This window comes from Vibrio hepatarius (assembly GCF_018860525.1).
GTDB classification, from domain to species: Bacteria; Pseudomonadota; Gammaproteobacteria; order Enterobacterales; family Vibrionaceae; genus Vibrio; species Vibrio hepatarius_B.
The window spans coordinates 1-17,061 of the sequence record NZ_JAHKPM010000063.1 but is presented as its reverse complement, the minus strand read 5'-3'; the positions used below and the strand labels follow the sequence as shown (position 1 = coordinate 17,061).

Sequence of the window (17,061 nt, the reverse complement as noted above, 5' to 3'; positions counted from 1 at the left end):
CTATGGATTGATTCTCTAGTCTTACTTTATTAAGGGAATTTACCTGAATAAGGAATTAATATGTCCTCTACACCATTGCTCATGCCAAAAAATAATTTGAATCCTTTAACCCGTGCAATTAGAGGAGAGGCAGATAATTGGTCGTCTATGGTTACGCTTCTAGTTGGCGATAAAATGCGAGCGATGGACTCAGCGCGAAATATATTTGAGTGTTTTAAGCTCAATAACTTCATGCCTCGCTTTTACCAGACACTGTTTCAAAACGAACAAAATGTGGCTCTCCAACAAAACGGAATTGGCCTTAGTTCAGCTTTTGACGCCACCCGACACTACAGTGGCTCACAGATAGCGGCTAAATTAAACGAAGAAGTGATAGCGTTTGCTGGTCTATTATGTGCGGAGGGAATTGAACACCAAAATGGTGAAATAATCAGTAATCGACGTATTGATTGTAGAGAAACTAATCTTATTTATTCCGCGAACGATAAGTTTAAACCTCATACAGGTAGTTTATATTTTACTAACCCTAATGGCGATGACTACCTATATTTTATGCACTTTTCAGAAATGGTTCGCCTTGTTGATGGTCAGGTAACAGATGAAGATCGTAAGCATGTAGTAGAAAGGTTGAGGTACTACTATTACTCGTTTCAGTGGCCTTATAGGACTCGTGGTAATACTCCGTCTAAATCTGAGAGAGATGATAGGTTGAGCACTTGGAGCGTACCCCTGCGTGAGAAAGTTAAAATTCCAACCAGTGATATTTTAAAGCAAAGATATGAAGGTGATGTAGTACCAAAGCCCAATCATACTTTTCGTCTCCTTGAACAAGCTGATATGCCTGCTGTGCATTCTAGTGCCTTGGATAAGATGGCGGATATTTTGGGTGAAGAACTTAAACTTGAATATCAACGTAAAGTCAATGATCTCGTTTTGGCTCGACAGGAACATTGTAAAAAGCAAATACCTGTAGGGATTATGCCCCGAGGGTTGCAAAAGGAATTCGAGATATTGGCCGAGACCTTTTCTGGTCAAAAGAACGCTTTTATTATGTGGGATACTTGGGGGAAATGGGATTGGGATCTCATGGTCACGGACTGTTTCTATTTTGATTATACCTACAAGCAACACCCTGAATGGCTGGGCGTATTGTTTGATGTGGTCACTGGAAAAACATTTGAAATCCCGCAAGATACAAGGCAATTCATTGAATTTATTTCGAGTAATGAAGATTACCAGAAAGTGATTCAACGAGGTTTATCAGCTTCAGCCATCCCAGATTTGAATAAACCAAAATCAGAGTTGCCCATTAGTGCTGAAGGCAAGAAGCATTTTGCCACAACAAACACTAGGAACGGAAAAACCATCTACCCGAATATTCACTGGGGAGTAAAGACTACTCTACTTGCAATATCTATGGGACTGCTGACCCTAACAAATGACGAAAAGCGTTACCTTCAATCTGTTATCGATTCACCCTTGATTAACCGGTCGGACAATTTTTTTGAGCGTCTTGGCGGGACATTTCGCAGCTCAAATGAGCGTTTTATTGCCAATCTTGGCCTTGGCTTAAAGGATATGCTCATTAAGCGAATCGAGTTAGATATGGATTATCAAACCACTAGCAATAGTGAGAAAAAGGCCAATGCTGTGCTTGATGTGATCATCGATATTGGTAAGGTTTTGGTTCCCCTGATTAGTATTATTGCGGGGATAATTTTCCCCGGCTTTTGGATTGGAGCAATGATAGGTATGGTTGCGACGATTGCTTTGGCAGTGGTACCAAAAATCATTAAAGGTACCATCGGTGATAACCCTGATAAGGTATCCAGTGCGATTGCCGAATCCGTGATAGATATTGTCGTTGAAGCAGGCGGTAACCTTGTTGGACCTGCGCTTGAGAAACTGAAATCTCTCATGACAAAAGTATTTACTAAAATCAGCCGAAAGCTGGTCAAAGCAGGGGTGATTAGCGACACTTTCTTTAGTCGCTTGCGGCCGCCTGCTGATTGGCAAACACCGTATTTAAGAAAGATGAAGCTAGCATCTGAAAATAGCGCTGGACCTTATGAAGGTAGACTTGGTAGCCGTTTGGAGGATGACTTTGATTTTTCAGGTGATTTCGTATATGGCTTAGGGCCTTCTCGGGCTAAATATATAGAAAATATTCAAATGGTTAGGCCTCAAGTAGGTAATTATAACCCCATAATAGATCACTTCAACAATCACTTTAATAAAGAGGTGGTTGATATTATGGGGGCAGCAGCATGGGATGATGCCATCATTGCAGCCCACAGTAGGAATCTTCCTTTTTTCAAGAAAAACTTTTCTGATCTTTCATTTTTTAGAACTCATAAGTCTATTAGACAGGTACTAAAAGAGAACATATTTGAAGATGCTCAAAAGGCCTTGAGATACAGTGCTGATCAATCAATAAACCCTGCAGGAAGAAATAATGAGTTATTATGGCGATCCTATTTTGAATTGGGTGAAAAGGACGCCAGGTTTAAAGTAATTAACATCTATAAAGAGGTGCTAGAAAGTAAACGCTTTAACGCATTGAATCAGGGCTATAACTCTATTGCCAACAATGTTCGACCCTACGCACCAAATAAGCTGTTTTTACGAGGTTCATTAAATGGAATCATAAATGCCGAAAAATCAGGTGCGAAAATTCGCTTTATTCTCGATGACATCGATATTGAGAAGGTGTTGAGTGGTGTTCGAGGTTCCAATGGTATGGCGGTGACTAATGAGGAATTAATCACGTCATTTGCTTATCGTGGCTTCGATAATGTGAAATTTTACCGAGATGGCAGGTTGGTTGCGCCGCCTTGGAAAGGAAATATAGCTAAATGGAATGAAGCGCTGACCCAATACACGCGCCGAGATGCAATAGAATCACTTAATGTGTCCGAAGGAATGCTAGATGTTGCCGAAAAACTTGGTGATTTTGCAGCAAGTCGCCCAACTCCGACACTTTGGTACTTTACCAAAAAAGGAGTCAACATTGCCGCTAAAGTGAATGTGAAACCGCCATTAAAACACATGCTGATTTACGATAACCCTACAGAGCCAATCCAACTGAGCAACATGATGTTTGACGAGCAAATCAAATCAGGAGATATGACGCGTAACCAGACCTTGGTCAAAGCTCAGCGCTTTTTACGCACTCATGCCAATCTAAGCGATTTCCGAGAGAGATTATTTGACAGGCAAACCGATATGATGAGTGAAAACTTAGTGTGCTTTTCGATGGATTACTTAGATGCTTATAACGACAGAAATAGTGCTTCGATTGCATTGTCCGATGGAGAGCGCACCTATGCTGAACACCTGAAGGATGGGGAAGATACACAAATACTTGAGCAGCGTTCATCTATTCCTACTGAGAGCATGGCGACCATACTGTCGCTGCTTGATGCATTACATAATAATCTAAAGAGTCATTATCCTTCATCTCCAGAAAATTGGCAGTTTATACGTCGCTATCCCGTTGCCTTTGAATATGATTTTTCTTCGGGAGGACAACGTGCGGATATCAATAGAATATTTGTCGATGTTCGCGGAAGGCGTGAATTTGAAAAAGTGAAACGAGAGTTTTCTAATGTGTTGAGCTTTATGGATAATATCAGCACCATTTATCTATAGATGGATGGTTTATAGTTGAGAGCGTGAGCTGGTGTTGTGAATAAGAACTTAGGGAGGGCATGCCCTCCCAGTCTTCTCTTACCTAAGACACTATTGTTCAGAAAGTCTTCTTCCAAGTCCTACTGCGTAGACGGCTGAGCGCGCGGCTAGCATAGGATCTTCAGATGGAGCAAAGCCTTTGCTTATCGCTAGTGGGTCAAAATTCATCGTCGCGCAAGACCCTTCGCTTTCTGGGATCGCTTGTTTTACAGTCAATCTTGCGACCGTCATGCGTTTGTTATCATCATTCCATTTAATATGTGGATTTAAGATATCGTCATCTTTATTGGCGAGTGTTAATACCATATCCCAAGATACCCCCCCTTTTTTAAGGTTGGCTTGCATATTTTCTAAAAAGAAATCTGCTTGCGGCGTTTTGACTATGTCATGTTCACCTGAAGGGACAAATGACCAACGGACAGGTGTTTTCTTGCCTTGGCTGTTCACTAGGTAAAAGGTGTTAATGCTGTTGTATGTTGCACCTTCATAAGGGTGCAGTTCATCACTTAGAGCGGCATGATATTTTTTATACTCTTGAATTTCTGGATGGCTTGTGACGAAGGCTTTAGTCGCTTCTGGACCTTTTGCTTGAGCTTCAAGAAACGCCATAAAGTCTGCAACTGTTGAAGTTGGAAAGAAATGCTCGGTGTTCATGCTCATCATATGAATGCTGTTATCAGCGGTGGTGATTTTAAAGGCAAGGCCGTAATGTCCAGGTGTATTGTCTGCTGGGTTGGCTTTACCTCCTTTATGCGATACTCGACCATACACCTTGGATGTTTCAGTAAATATAGGGCTGTTTGATAGTTCCCTTACTGCGCTATCGACAGGTGTAAATTCGCCTTCAAAGCAAAAGCCTTTGGTGTGGTTTCTACGCTTTCCTTCCGTTACACCAAACAGTTTCTCAAACGTATCTAGGTGCTGGGCTGGGCTTCTTTGTTCTTGAGCCAAGTTTGGTGTGGCGACTAAAGCTAGGCTGGTGGCTAAGGCAATTTTATTCAACATAGTCTCATTCCTATTTTGGGCAATTTAATTGTGCACAATTTATTTTGTAACAGAAAATATTCTCTGTGTATACAAAATAGTGATAATTTAATAATTAATTTTAAGTGGATGAGGAAGAGCCTGAAATGAAATAAGGCCCAAAAGTGATGGTAAATACTTAGACGAGAAAGAAAAAATATAAGAAGCAAACAAAGGCTAGCAAGGTTGCCGACAAGGTGGGATATATAATATAGGAATCACGCTTATTGGTGCGCTGAAAACATAGGAAACTCAGCAGCACATTATAGATAAGCAGTAAGGTGCTAATGGCAGTGCCGCCGTTTAGCGTTAGCTCATACAACTGAAAGAGAAATAAAGACAGCAATCCATAATCGATAACGATAAGCCATAAAAAGGCTTTTCGTAGTGGATCTTTCTTTATGGTCTGATGGACAAATTGAGACATGTGGATAATTACGCTTGAGTTATCAGGCGCCACTAGAGCGCCTGTTGAAGTTAAAGTTGTTGAAGAGGCGGTGTATCTTTAGCAGACGCTTCGCTTGAGACAATCACATTGTGACGGACCACAGGTTGATTTAGTGTCGCTCGTTGCTTGGCATGATCAATAGGATTGTTGGGCCTATCGGCAAAGAAGGTTTCCAAAATCTTGGCCGCTGGCGTGGTCAGGACAAAGAGTTCAATACGGCGGTTTTCACTCGATTCAGGGTCTGAGTCGTTTAGCAATGCTCTATCGGACATTCCGGTCACTTGCAATACACGTGCGTCTGGCATACCACCAGCAACCAGAGTATGTCTGGCAACATTGGCACGTGATGCAGACAAATCCCAATTTGATCGACGATCTAAATGCCCGATATATCGAGTCGAATCTGTATGCCCACTGATAATTACAGGGTTTTCAACCCGTTTAAAAATAGGAGCTAGGGCCAACAACAAGTCTTCAAAAAATGGCGTTAACTGCGATGCCCCTCGACTAAACATGAATTGACGCTCGTCATCTTGCAGAACAATTCTCAAACCTTGAGGGGTAATTGAAACGTGAACATTGCCCTGCGCGTTGATTTGCTTAACTACGTCTTCGATCACTTTAGCGAGTGCGGCCAAGCGCTCCTGAGTGTCAAACTTGCCGGGAATAAGAGCATCTGTTTCTGGTCCATCACCATCACCTTGAAAGAATGAACTGACCATGTGATTGGAGTCATGGCGACTTGGCACCGAAGAGTCAGTGGCCAAGTCAATAGGCGAAATACTTTTTTGAGTATCAAATGGGCTGCCATTACTTTTCTCAAACACGCTGGCACTTTGAAGATGGGCCATAATCGCTCGGCGATCTTCTTTGTCGACTATTTGCATTACCCATAAGACCAAAAATAACGCCATAAGGGCGATCATAAAGTCGGCAAACGCGACTTTCCACGCGCCACCACGATAGTCATCATGCTCTAGAGTTTTGCTTCGCTTGAATACAACTTGTTGCTGTCTTTGCATGTTTACTCCTGCTCAGCGAGCCACTTCTCCATTTGGTTAAATGTCGGCTTGATGTCTAATTGAATATGTTTACGACCAGCATCTATGGCCAGCAACGTTGGTTTTTTCGCTGCATAAGCCACTAACGTTGCTCTGACACATTCAAACGCCGTCATATTGCGTCTTACACGCTGCGCCATCGCATTACTTAAAGGATCAAGGCAGCAATAACAGCCGAAAATCCCGATAAAGGTGCCGACCAGTGCAGCGGCCACGTGGTAGCCAACCAGTGCAATGGAACCGTCGATGGCTTGCATCGTGATAATGATGCCACCGACAGCCGCCAGAATGCCAAAACCTGGCAAGGCTTCAGCGGTTCGATGCATAGAACGCGATGGCAGTAACATTTCGGTTTGGATGGCTTCAATTTCTTGTTCTAGAAGGCCTTCTAGTTCATGAGGCGACATTTGTCCCATTGCCATTAAGCGGAAGTTGTCGGTAATAAAAGAAATCAGCCGATAATCTGCCCCCACTTTGGGGTAGGCAAGAAAAATTGAACTGTGGTGCGGCGCTTCAATGTGAGAGTCGAGAAACTTAAATCCTCGGTTACGTCCAATTTCAAGTAGGTGATTGAGAAGGGCCATCAGCTCCATATAATACTGATATTCTTCCTTGGGAGCTGACATAGTGGCTTTCACTTGGCGACGCATTTCTTTGAGTACTTGAGGTGGGTTACCAATAATTAAGGACCCAACTGCTGCGCCGATGATGATTAAAAATTCAGCGGGTTGCCAGATAGCGCCGAGCCGGCCACCGGCCCACATATACCCGCCAAAGACACAGAGTAAAACGGTGATGGCTCCAAAAAACTTTTGCATGTGTGACTCCTAGGAGGATAAATAGTGGTTGAGTTGTTTGAGTGCTTTTTTATGTAGCTGGCAAATTCGCGGCGGTGTCAAATCAAGTACCAAGGCGATTTCATTAAGATTGAGTTCGTGTTGATAAAATAAGGTCATCAGCAGTTTATCTCGCTGAGGAAGCCTTTCTAGGGCTGCTTCAAGGCTGCGGCGAGTATGCTCGTGGGCCATACCGTCATAACTGGCATTGGATTGTGTATCGACCCCATTTTCAAGCAACTGATCCAAGCTTTGCATTTCACCGGCGAGCGACGCATTTTGCCGCGTCAGCAAGTCATTTTTATCGGTACCGAGTACTTCGATAATCTCGGCGTCCGTGGGGTGGCGTCCTAGCTTGCGCATTAGATCTCGCGTTACATCGTTTAGCTCATGAGCTTGCTGTCGGGTTTGTCGCGAACGCCAATCAAGACGACGCAACTCATCTAAGATAGAGCCGCGAATACGACAAACGGCAAAAGCGGGAAAGTTATCATCGTCGACATTGCCATAGCGACGCCCTGCTTCAAGCAAACCGATAAGGCCAATCTGCTGCATGTCATCAATGCTACATTGTGGGCTCACATGCACTCTGAGTTGATTCACGATCCGGTTGACCAATACGTTGTGTTTTTTTAGCAGCGCGGCTTCATCGAAAGCGTTTTGCGGTGCAAGGCTATGGCTTGGCACACCGTATTCCTGTTCAATGTTCATATCCAACATAGTCGCGCTCCTTATTGCACGACATATTTGGTCAGCAATACGTCATCGATATCACGCACGATGTCGGTTTTTTGAAATGCGAGTAAGACGGTCTGCTTGATTTCATTTTGGAGCAGATCAATCGCACCATCTTGGCGCAGATCATCATAGGTTTTATCGCTAAACAGTTTGAGCAGCGCATTACGTACGACTGGCATATAGTCATTGATATTTTCAATTCGTTTAGGGCGACGAGTTTCTACCGCCACCTCAAGCATCACGAAATGAGTTTGACGCTTACCTTTGACACTCAAGACAATTTTCTCTAGTGGATGAAAGCTTGGTTGGTGCGCTTGGTTCGGATCTTCTGCTAAAAAACCAAAAAGGGAATCATCGACCCAAGAATCGGTGTTCGTTTGCTGATGAGATTGTTTGGCTAACCAGATACCACCAAAGACGGTGGCAGCGGAAACCAGAGCACTGGTTAGGATCATGGCGGCAAATACCGCGATCATTTGTTGTTTTGTCATTGCGCTATTCCTAGTTATGCGTGAGTACTGAGCCAATGCTCTGATGGGCTAAGTGAAAATTCATTGTCTGGATGTTCGTTGCTGTCGAAGATCACGGCGTGTTGCTCATCGGGCCGATTCGATTGGCCTCGTGGGGTATCTCCAGAGCCGACATTGACATCAACATGTAAAAAGTTTTGATTTTGCAGCTCGGCCCTAAGTCTGTCTGAGACTTGCATCAACGCTTCGCGTGTCGCTGAACTATTGGCATGGATTTGTACACTCAGTCTGTCGCCTTCGACCCGCACCAGTAAATCCATCTTGCCAAGTTCGGGCGGGTCGAGGCGTATTTGTGCTTGCTGCAAATTTTGCTGCGCTTGAACAGACACCCTGTCATGCAGCACTTGCATCATTTGTTCGCCCCATTTGGCTGCGCTAGTGTCGACTTTTATGGCTGCCCACTGAACGGTAGGCGAGCTTGCCTCAAGGTGACTGCTTGGCTGTGCTTGAGCCTGAATTGGCGTGGCGCTTAACCCATGTTGTAGCGCGGTCATAGCTATTGGTGCTGTGCTTTCGATAGACGTTGAACTTGCGGTTGCTACCTTGCTTGACGCGGCGATATTGGTCAGAAGATGGGCTGGGTTGGTCTGCTGCGAAAGCGTTAAGTGCGTTTGCCCCTTTGCTGACATCGATGACCGAAACTCGGCTTCGATCCCAAAGTTAACGCTTTTTAGATTTGTTACCTCGTGGCGGTTAGACAAGTCTTGCCCATAAGGCAGTGCCAGTACTTGATGGGTATCTGGCCCGTTTGACCAATCCATTGCGGCATCTTGCAGATCAGCATGAGTCTCTTGCTTTGCGATCTTGGCCGGTGCGAGCGAAAATCTTGTACTAGGTGGCTGCGCATCGCCTGTCGTTCTGGCCTTTTGAACGGATCCTTGCTCGGCTGAGGTTTGCTGGTGTGATGGTTGCAGCTTTGATGGGATGGTGAGTGGTGATGTTTGCATATTTAAGACTCCAGATTCATGGCCAATTGATAGGCTTTGGCTCTTTCGTGCTGAGCATTGACCACATTAATACCCGTTTCCATATCACCAATGGCGTTATCCAATGCCTCAAGGGCTAACTTATGCTCGGCTTTGACGTCTGCAATCACAGCTACAAAATTGGCATCCTTAAGGTAGGGCTTATGGACGGTTAGCAGTTCCCTTAACTGCAAGTCATACCGTTTTAGCGAATGCCAATCTTGGGTTTTGGTTGCAATGTGAATCAACTTGGCAAGATGGCGAAATCGCTCAGGAGAGACTTTATATTTGCTGACCAAAACTCATCCACCCTGCACGTATGTTATTCATTACATGTTCGACGTTAGTCAGCTTATCTAGGCTGTTGTTGACGCTAGCGTGGTAAAGCTCTACTTGGCAAAAATCATAAAGTTGGTGGAGGCTTTGTGCGATTTCTCCACCATTATCGCTGTCAAGGGCACTATCGAGCCCAACCAAAATATTCATGCACTTATTGATGCCTGTCCCTTTTTCGGCCAGTCGACCTGAAGTAATGTGCCCACGCACGCGTTCAATTTCATTGAGCAGGCCGTCTATTAGCATGACCACCAATTGATGGGGGTTGGCCGCAGCGGCCTGTGCGTCGAGATCAACCTGTTGATAAGAGCTATAGCCGGAATCCATTAACATAAAACATCTCCTAATAGTGGTTAACCAAACAGCGATTGGGTTTGGCTCATTTGGCGCATAATGGTGTTCATTTTGGCAAATTGTTTGAGATAGCGGTCGTAGGACATGTCGAATTTACGCTCCAGCGCAACCTTCTTATCGTCGATACGATCGACGTTTTCTCTCAATGCATCTTTGCGTGATTTAAATAGTCCTGAAGAAAATTGCAGGTAAGGCTCGACCAGATCATCGAGAGAGTCGAGTAAGTTTTCATCACCGTTAAACATGTCTTCCAACGCTGCGCTATTATTGGTTTGCGCTTTTTCAAATCTTTCTGAGCCGAGCTTCATCTTGCCATCGCGGCCAATTTCTATTCCGATCTGGCTAAGCCTCATGCCGGCAAACTCACCGCGCACGGCAGATTTAACTTGGCTTTCAATCGAGCGCAGGGTAGGGTCGCTGGCCAGCGCGGCGCGAGTGTTGGTCTCTGGGTCGACTTTGCTGTAAGTATCAAGCGTTGACATTAAACTGTTGTACGCATCAATAAACTCAGTCACTTGCTCTTTGGTGCCCTCTTGGTCACCTTCAACGCTGAGTGTGAGGGGAGATTCCCCGCTTTCTTGTGCTTTGGTTACTGTAATGTCTAGACCATCGATAGCATCGCTAAAGGTATTGCTTGCATTTTCAAGTTTAAGCCCAGAGCCCTTTTCACCGATCCAAATGGTGGCGTCTTTGGCTTGGCTAAGGGTAGTGAGGTTTGCAAACGCATTGTCAAACCATGCTTGCCCCGTAGCAGAGGCAGAGACCTTGACCGCGTTGTCTTTGCCGGTTTCTTCACTTGAAAGCATAAAGTGAGTGTTACCGCCAGAGCGCACTAAAGTGGCATTTACACCAGGGTTATCTGTATGGTGATTAATCGCTGAGGAGAGGTCAGCAATGGTCGCTTTGCCATCGCCGTCACTGTCTAAAGTTGATAGGTCAATCACAAGCTCTTCATCGCCAATCTCAAACTTGAGAGTGCCTGTTAACGGTACTTCTGTGGTGGGCTCTAAGGTGTCTGGCATACCAACGGATACTTGATGTGACGTGGCGATTTGTTCAACAAAAATTTGATAGCTGCCGGTCAGTGCATTTGACTCCGCATTAGCGGTAAATATACCTTCACTTGATACATTAGCGCTGTTTTTGATTATTCCAGAGCTGCTATTGTTCATGTCGTTGACGGCGGTACGAAAATCTCGCAGTGCCGATTCGACTTTGCCAAGCGCATCAAGCTTTGATTGATACTGAGAAGCTTGAGCGGTGTAACGCTGCCTGAACGATTGCACATCAAAGGTCGCCAGTTGCTGCGCCATGGTGGCTGGATCGATTGAACTCATCAAAGTACTCCTTTGTAATTTGCGCATGACCTTACGGGGCATACAAGACGTGATGTATTCGCTGACAAAACGTAATTAAATTAAGTATTTAGCAAGACGAATGCCATATATTTAAGTCAAGTTTATCAGTAACTTAATGGGTTTTATCCTTGGTTGCGGAAGTGGATTTTCCCAGTGAGATATTCCGCCATTTCCCATTTAAATCGGTTTTTCCTTATCCATTTGGTTGACTCTATTTTTCTATGGGATTGTCATATTTGATTCCCATAATCGACAGAGGCGACCTTCCAACGAGTTTGATTAAATAGAAAGGCGGTTTTGGCTAGGGTCTACCGATTTTTTGAGCTGAGAAATCGGTAGGGCTCTGGCAATAAAAATAACGAGTGGGTGCGATATGCAAGGTGGCGTCAAACAAGAAAATTGTGTCAATTTTCGAAGCAAGATCAAAAAAATTGTGAACTGTTACTGTATTTTGAATTAATTCCACCCGCTAAAAATGCTTTTTATCAGGCTGATTTGCTGGCTATGACACATATGCGATGTGAATCTGACTTTCATAACGCAGGAAAGGCTAGTTAAATCGATGTATTCACCTGTTATTTGAACACTTTTCATTCGGTGCTAGCGGTGGTAAATTCGCCATCATCTATAGCTATCATATGAGTATCATTGCAATGAGCGCCACAGTATTGGGCCCTGATGAAGCATACCTTTATGCGCGTATTGGGCAGATCAAACAGGTACACCCCAGCCATGATAAAGTCAGCGTTGATTTTGAAGGTAACCCAGCGGGAGAACCCGTATGGGCGTCGATTGGCCGCGCTTTTACTCGCGCGCAGATCAATCTTGCTATTGATAATCAACTAGCTTGTAAAATTGAATTTATGAATACGGATCCCTCTTTACCGATCTTAACCGATGTCTATTTCTCTTTTCTTGAGCAGAAGTCGCTCATTATCAAGGCGGAAACGTTAATTTTGGAAGGCACAAAGGAAGTCACGCTCAAGAGCAAAAACACCTCAACTCACTATGATGGCCGCAGCGGGCGAGTGACAACTAAGGCAGATTATATTACGTCGCAAGCCGAAAGAAGCAATAAGATCCAAGGGAAAAAAATCGACCTCAATTGAGCCTTTTTGAGTCAATAGCGCAAAACCCCATCAACCCCAAAACGAGAAAACATCATGCCAGTCACTATCAATGCCAACGGATTAAGTATTGTTCATAAAGGCTCAGGCGGTGAAGCCAATGCCACCTTACCTGATGTGTGTTTAACCACAGTAGGCCCTGCGGTGGTGCGCATTTCCTATGGTAACAACGCCAAATCGGCCGATTTAGTCGATGGTACGACGACTGTTAGTGCCGATGGCGGTAACAGCATCGCCATCAAAGGCAGTAAATTTGCGGTCAGTACGGGTGATGCTGATGGTGACCAAAAAGGGGCGTCGTCGGGGACAATTGAAGATGAAGCGGAATTTATTTCTGCTTCGGCTAATGTGATTATTGAAGGGAAAGGGGTGTCGCGTCTGACTGACCAGATGACGATGAACAAAGCCAACACCATGTGTTTGGGTGGGGTGCAAAACCCAAGTGTGACGGTTGACCCAACCTTAGATGTGCCTTCAGCTGTGGATATTCGAGCGCGCTACCCGAACGGGAAACTGCTGACTAATGCACCTTATGTATTAACCGATGAAGGCATTACGCCACTTGGCGCAGGGGTATTAGACGGCACTGGTGAGTCTTATGTCTCTGGCTTAAAGCCAGGTAAAATCAAAGTGGTGATGGAAGAGAGTCAAGATGCTTTTTGTCTCTCCCCAGTTCGGCGCACCAATCCGCATTGCATAGAAGACATCAGTGACGACGACTTTTTCGATAAGGCGCGCAAACGTAACCAAGGCTTTTGGCAACCAACACGGGTAGAAACGGGCCTAGCACCATGGGGCGCGATTGGCCATGAGCTTACCAGCGACCGCTATTTTCAAGATATTATCGAGCTGGAAACGCGTCTGCACTTTTCGCACTTGCACCCCGCGACGGAGTTTAGCTTAGAAAAATCCTGTGACACTTTAGTTGGCAATCTAAATATGCCCTTGCCGCACACCACAGAAGCCATGCTTGCCTATAGTATGCCGATGATACTGGAAGAAGGTGAAATACTCTCGGCCATACTGCGTCTTGCCCCTTATGAAACCACCGATCGCATGCTGGCTTATATTCGCGCCCGTGGTCAGGGTAACCCGCAATCTTACCTTAACAATTATGATTGGGCGGCGGCGAAAAAAGCCGTTAATGAAAGCTTCGACAGTTTGCTGAAAAAGCTTCAATCCCGGTTGGAGTTTTTGCGCGACCAAGCCAGTAAACTCAAATACGCTTATTTATCCGATGATCTATTTAAAAAGCACATCGACACCATTAAAGCTTACGGCAAGGGTTTAACTGAGCTTATCGCAGGCGTGTTTGCCAAAATGCAGCTTAGGGCGTCTACGCTAATGAGCAATACCGCCAACGTTAAGGTGATTAAAGCCGCTGATAACGTCTATTCTGCTGAAGCGGGCACCATTGAAACCGTAGTCAACACCACGCAAACGGTGGATTTGGTTGAGCCCTTTATGAACGAAGTACCGGGTAAAATAGCCGATGTATTGCCGATTTACCCTGTACGTTACGGCTATGCCAACTTCTTTGACACCATTATGCCCGCCCAAGCGCCGCCCACGTTGCCAGAAATGGCCAGCGCGTCTGGCCTTAATGAAACCGGCGGCTATATTTTGCGTCTGCTGCGTGAAGGCTGGATTTACATCAAAGAGGAAGAAGGCAAAGCTGATAACGAGCAGATCCATATCTTCCGCTACGCACAAACTGAAACCGCCACGGGTGTAATTGAAAAATTTGAGAAGTACTATTTCACCAATGAAGAAAACGCTCAAGATGGCCTAACGCTTGATACCTCATCCGGTGCGACCTTTTACCCATTTGCGTTTGTTACCAATGGCACCAAAAAAATCTCGATTGCCTACTCAGAGCACGAATGGGCCGCTGACATCATAGATAAAATGAACAGCGACCTTGAATGGCGCACTAAAGCCATGCAGCAAGTGGATATGACCGCCAGCGATGACTTTAGCGATACCGCCACTCAAGGCACGTTAAGTAGTTTGGTGGAAGACTACCGCAGCCATGATGAGAAGTGGCTAGCGGATAAAGAAGCGCAAAAGCCGACCGATATCGGCATGGATATTGTGACCACTCAAAGAAGCTACCATCTTGTGGCGGATGAGTTAGTTGAAACCATGCAAAAAAGCCACAGCGAGAAAAAAGACGGCACTTTAGTGGTGCTATTTGACCCTGTTGGCCGCCAGTTAGACATTGCCAATAAGCTCCGTATGACGGTCGCTGAGGGGCAAGCTTATCAACAAAACAATCTCTATCCATTGACAATAGGCACTTATGCCAAAGCTTGTATGGACAGTGAAGTGCCTGAAGTCAGCGCAGCGGCGCAAGAAAACCTTGATACTCAAGCGCTCACCGACTTTATAAATCAGAGTAAGACTCAAAAAGAGGATACGGCAAAAGAGATCCAGCAGTGGCTCGATATAATGCATTATTATGTCGCTGGAGAGGGGGCAAAAAATGAGCTAGGCTCGCTACCTTTTTATCTGCACAATTATTTTGATCTTCGCCAAGAGGGTATCGTTAAGCCGATAGAGGAACTCGCTAAGCTGTTCTTTTTGCTCGGTACGCTTTTTGACGGTGTGACCGCCAGTGAAGAAGGCATGGAGACCATGGATGATTGGGTTGGTCAAGCGTTTGCAACTGCTGAGCTGACGCCTACAGACAACGTTCTTGGGATTATGTTTAAAGGTGCCAAGATGATTTTCACTCAGTGCCAAGGCAGTGACTGGCGTGAGCTGTCAACCGATGTCTCCAAATATGTTCTTATTTCCCTTGGTAACTTTTTAGCGCGTATTCCTGTTGCCTTTTCCTACGTAGGTCAGCATGCTGGTAAATGGGCCAATATCGCGGCAAATGCAGGACTTGAGAATTTTTATAGGACAACATTACCTGATATCTTCGATGCGATGTTAGGGGTCAAGATCAATGGTAAAAGAGTTCCGGTGTCACTGGATGATATTGAAGCGTTACTGGAAAAACAGGCTAACACGGGTAAGGCTGCGGCATTGTGGCAAAAGACGAAAACCAATTGGCATGAGCGCTTGCTTGATTGGTCGGAAGTCAAAGCCGATGCTAAAGAGCAACGTATTTTTCAATTGCTAGAGTTAGAAATAACGCCATCTAGCCCCAAAGAAGTAAAAGGTTTTTTTGAAAAAAGTAAAGTAAAAACATCCTTACATATCACTGGAGGTGTGGTTGATGTTGGGTTCGCGGCTTGGTCTTTTTACTATAACGTTTTAGCAATGTATGATTTAGCATCGCAACAAGAGTATGCAGAGCTTGACCCAATTAATGATAAAGATACCCTGTATGATCTTGGTAAAATGGGATCAACATTAATGGCGTTGGCGGCCGATAGTGCTGCTCTAACTCAATATGGAGCCAAATCCGCCAATGCTACCGCTTCGATGTTTAATCGAGGACTCGGTGCCCAAGCGGTGCAGAAGTATCTTCCCAACTTAAGTAGCAAACTTGCCAGCAAGCTAAGATTGGCAAATATTATGGCGTACAGCCAGCATATGGACACCCAACTGGCCAAGGTGCCTATTAGGGGGTTAGTCGCTGTAGCGAATATAGGGGTGGCGGCGGTATATTTTGCTGACGCCTTTACCGCCAATCGAAGCGGTAATAATGGGTTGCGAGATGGCCACTTAATTGGCGCGGCAGCAAGCCTATTAATGTTAGGCACGCTAGCCTCAGGTCCAATTGGGTGGGCTTGCTTTGCTGTGGCTATGGCGGGTTTATTTTGGAGTGGGTATACCATTTCCCGTTTTCAGAAATCAGACTTTGAGAACCTGCTATTTAGCTGCTTTTGGGGTAAAAGTAAGTATTATTCATTTTGGGAGTTTTCAAGCTCAAAAAAGATAAGTACTATCGACGGCCGTTTTACTTATTTGCGAAATGAGTTGAGAGAGTTGAAAAACTTTTTTGATGCAGCTTTTCGTGTTGAATCACAAGAGTTTATTAACTACTTCTATTGGCCACAACTGAAGGTTGACAGAGATACATCTTCGCAAGGGATATTAAGTGCAGAGCAGCTTTGTACTTTCCGTTTTATCTTACCTGAGTTTAAAATGGGCATTTCTCAATTGCATGGCACCATGTGTAATACCTTTATCTCGCGCTCAGGTACATCAACTGTGGTGGCCAATGAAGCCATGACAACAACCTTTAAGCAGGCGTTGCTTGCGGCGTTGAATAACCCCGAGCAACACCAATTAAAAGAAGATGGACTGCATTTAACAGTTGTGGCTAAGTTTCCAGTAGGATTAGGTATAAGCCCAAGTTTGCCAACACTAAAATGGTGCTATGAGCCTGAACCAGCCTTGGTTGTACCTAAGCGTATGTTAACCTCATCGGGCAGTATTGATGGCCATATGATAGGCATGCTTGATGAGCGCCCTAACGACAAATATTAAGGATTAATTATGCAGCGCCGTTTTATCGGACTATTTACCACCAAAGCCCAGCCTTTTTCTAAATGGTGGCAGGCGTTTCGCTCTGAGGTAACCGTTATTCCCATGGAGGATCCGTTTGACCCTGTCGTGTCAGTGGATGATAAGGTGCT

At 44.9% G+C, this 17,061-nt stretch carries 13 protein-coding genes; 3 read left to right on the top strand and 10 right to left on the bottom strand.

The genetic code is table 11. The features are described 5' to 3' along the window. Positions 1 to 60: 60 nt before the first annotated feature. The gene (locus KO511_RS18295) at positions 61 to 3,651 is read left to right on the top strand and encodes a hypothetical protein (protein WP_215988839.1); all 3,591 of its coding nucleotides are present in this window, start codon (positions 61 to 63) and stop codon (positions 3,649 to 3,651) included. 90 nt (positions 3,652 to 3,741) lie between these two features. On the opposite strand, the gene KO511_RS18290 is transcribed toward KO511_RS18295, so the two are convergent. The 10 genes from KO511_RS18290 to fliD form a co-directional block, all read right to left on the bottom strand. After that, entirely contained in the window at positions 3,742 to 4,695 is a 954-nt protein-coding gene (locus KO511_RS18290) for a catalase (protein ID WP_215988838.1), read from the bottom strand. Positions 4,696 to 4,852: 157 nt separating this feature from the next. After that, complete coding sequence (locus KO511_RS22355; protein WP_252724448.1) at positions 4,853 to 5,140, bottom strand: hypothetical protein; 288 nt, start codon at positions 5,138 to 5,140, stop codon at positions 4,853 to 4,855. A 50-nt stretch (positions 5,141 to 5,190) separates the two neighbouring features. Further along, the gene (locus tag KO511_RS18285) at positions 5,191 to 6,183 is read right to left on the bottom strand and encodes a flagellar motor protein MotB (protein ID WP_215988837.1); all 993 of its coding nucleotides are present in this window, start codon (positions 6,181 to 6,183) and stop codon (positions 5,191 to 5,193) included. A gap of 2 nt (positions 6,184 to 6,185) precedes the next feature. Beyond that, positions 6,186 to 7,040 carry a flagellar motor stator protein MotA gene (gene motA, locus KO511_RS18280; protein ID WP_215988836.1) on the bottom strand — a complete coding sequence of 285 codons (855 nt, stop codon included), beginning with the start codon at positions 7,038 to 7,040 and terminating at the stop codon, positions 6,186 to 6,188. A 9-nt stretch (positions 7,041 to 7,049) separates the two neighbouring features. Further along, positions 7,050 to 7,778, bottom strand: a complete 729-nt coding sequence (locus tag KO511_RS18275; protein ID WP_215988835.1) for a FliA/WhiG family RNA polymerase sigma factor — start codon at positions 7,776 to 7,778, stop codon at positions 7,050 to 7,052. An 11-nt stretch (positions 7,779 to 7,789) separates the two neighbouring features. Then, positions 7,790 to 8,287 carry a flagellar basal body-associated FliL family protein gene (locus KO511_RS18270; RefSeq protein ID WP_215988834.1) on the bottom strand — a complete coding sequence of 166 codons (498 nt, stop codon included), beginning with the start codon at positions 8,285 to 8,287 and terminating at the stop codon, positions 7,790 to 7,792. A 14-nt stretch (positions 8,288 to 8,301) separates the two neighbouring features. Then, positions 8,302 to 9,273 carry a flagellar hook-length control protein FliK gene (locus KO511_RS22350; protein ID WP_252724446.1) on the bottom strand — a complete coding sequence of 324 codons (972 nt, stop codon included), beginning with the start codon at positions 9,271 to 9,273 and terminating at the stop codon, positions 8,302 to 8,304. A 2-nt stretch (positions 9,274 to 9,275) separates the two neighbouring features. Then, positions 9,276 to 9,590: a LafD gene (locus KO511_RS18260; RefSeq protein WP_171362290.1), complete on the bottom strand. Its 315-nt coding sequence runs from the start codon at positions 9,588 to 9,590 to the stop codon at positions 9,276 to 9,278. After that, positions 9,574 to 9,960 carry a flagellar export chaperone FliS gene (gene fliS, locus KO511_RS18255; RefSeq protein ID WP_215988833.1) on the bottom strand — a complete coding sequence of 129 codons (387 nt, stop codon included), beginning with the start codon at positions 9,958 to 9,960 and terminating at the stop codon, positions 9,574 to 9,576. The genes KO511_RS18260 and fliS overlap by 17 nt, the downstream gene beginning before the upstream one ends. 20 nt (positions 9,961 to 9,980) lie before the next feature. Beyond that, on the bottom strand, positions 9,981 to 11,318 hold the full coding sequence (fliD, locus tag KO511_RS18250; RefSeq protein WP_215988832.1) for a flagellar filament capping protein FliD: 1,338 nt from the start codon (positions 11,316 to 11,318) through the stop codon (positions 9,981 to 9,983). Between the two features lie 674 nt (positions 11,319 to 11,992). Between fliD and KO511_RS18245 the strand changes: the two genes are divergently transcribed. Both KO511_RS18245 and KO511_RS18240 read left to right on the top strand, forming a co-directional pair. Then, complete coding sequence (locus KO511_RS18245) at positions 11,993 to 12,448, top strand: hypothetical protein (RefSeq protein WP_215988831.1); 456 nt, start codon at positions 11,993 to 11,995, stop codon at positions 12,446 to 12,448. A 54-nt stretch (positions 12,449 to 12,502) separates the two neighbouring features. Then, on the top strand, positions 12,503 to 16,912 hold the full coding sequence (locus KO511_RS18240; protein ID WP_215988830.1) for a PAAR-like domain-containing protein: 4,410 nt from the start codon (positions 12,503 to 12,505) through the stop codon (positions 16,910 to 16,912). The last annotated feature ends 149 nt before the right edge of the window (positions 16,913 to 17,061 follow it).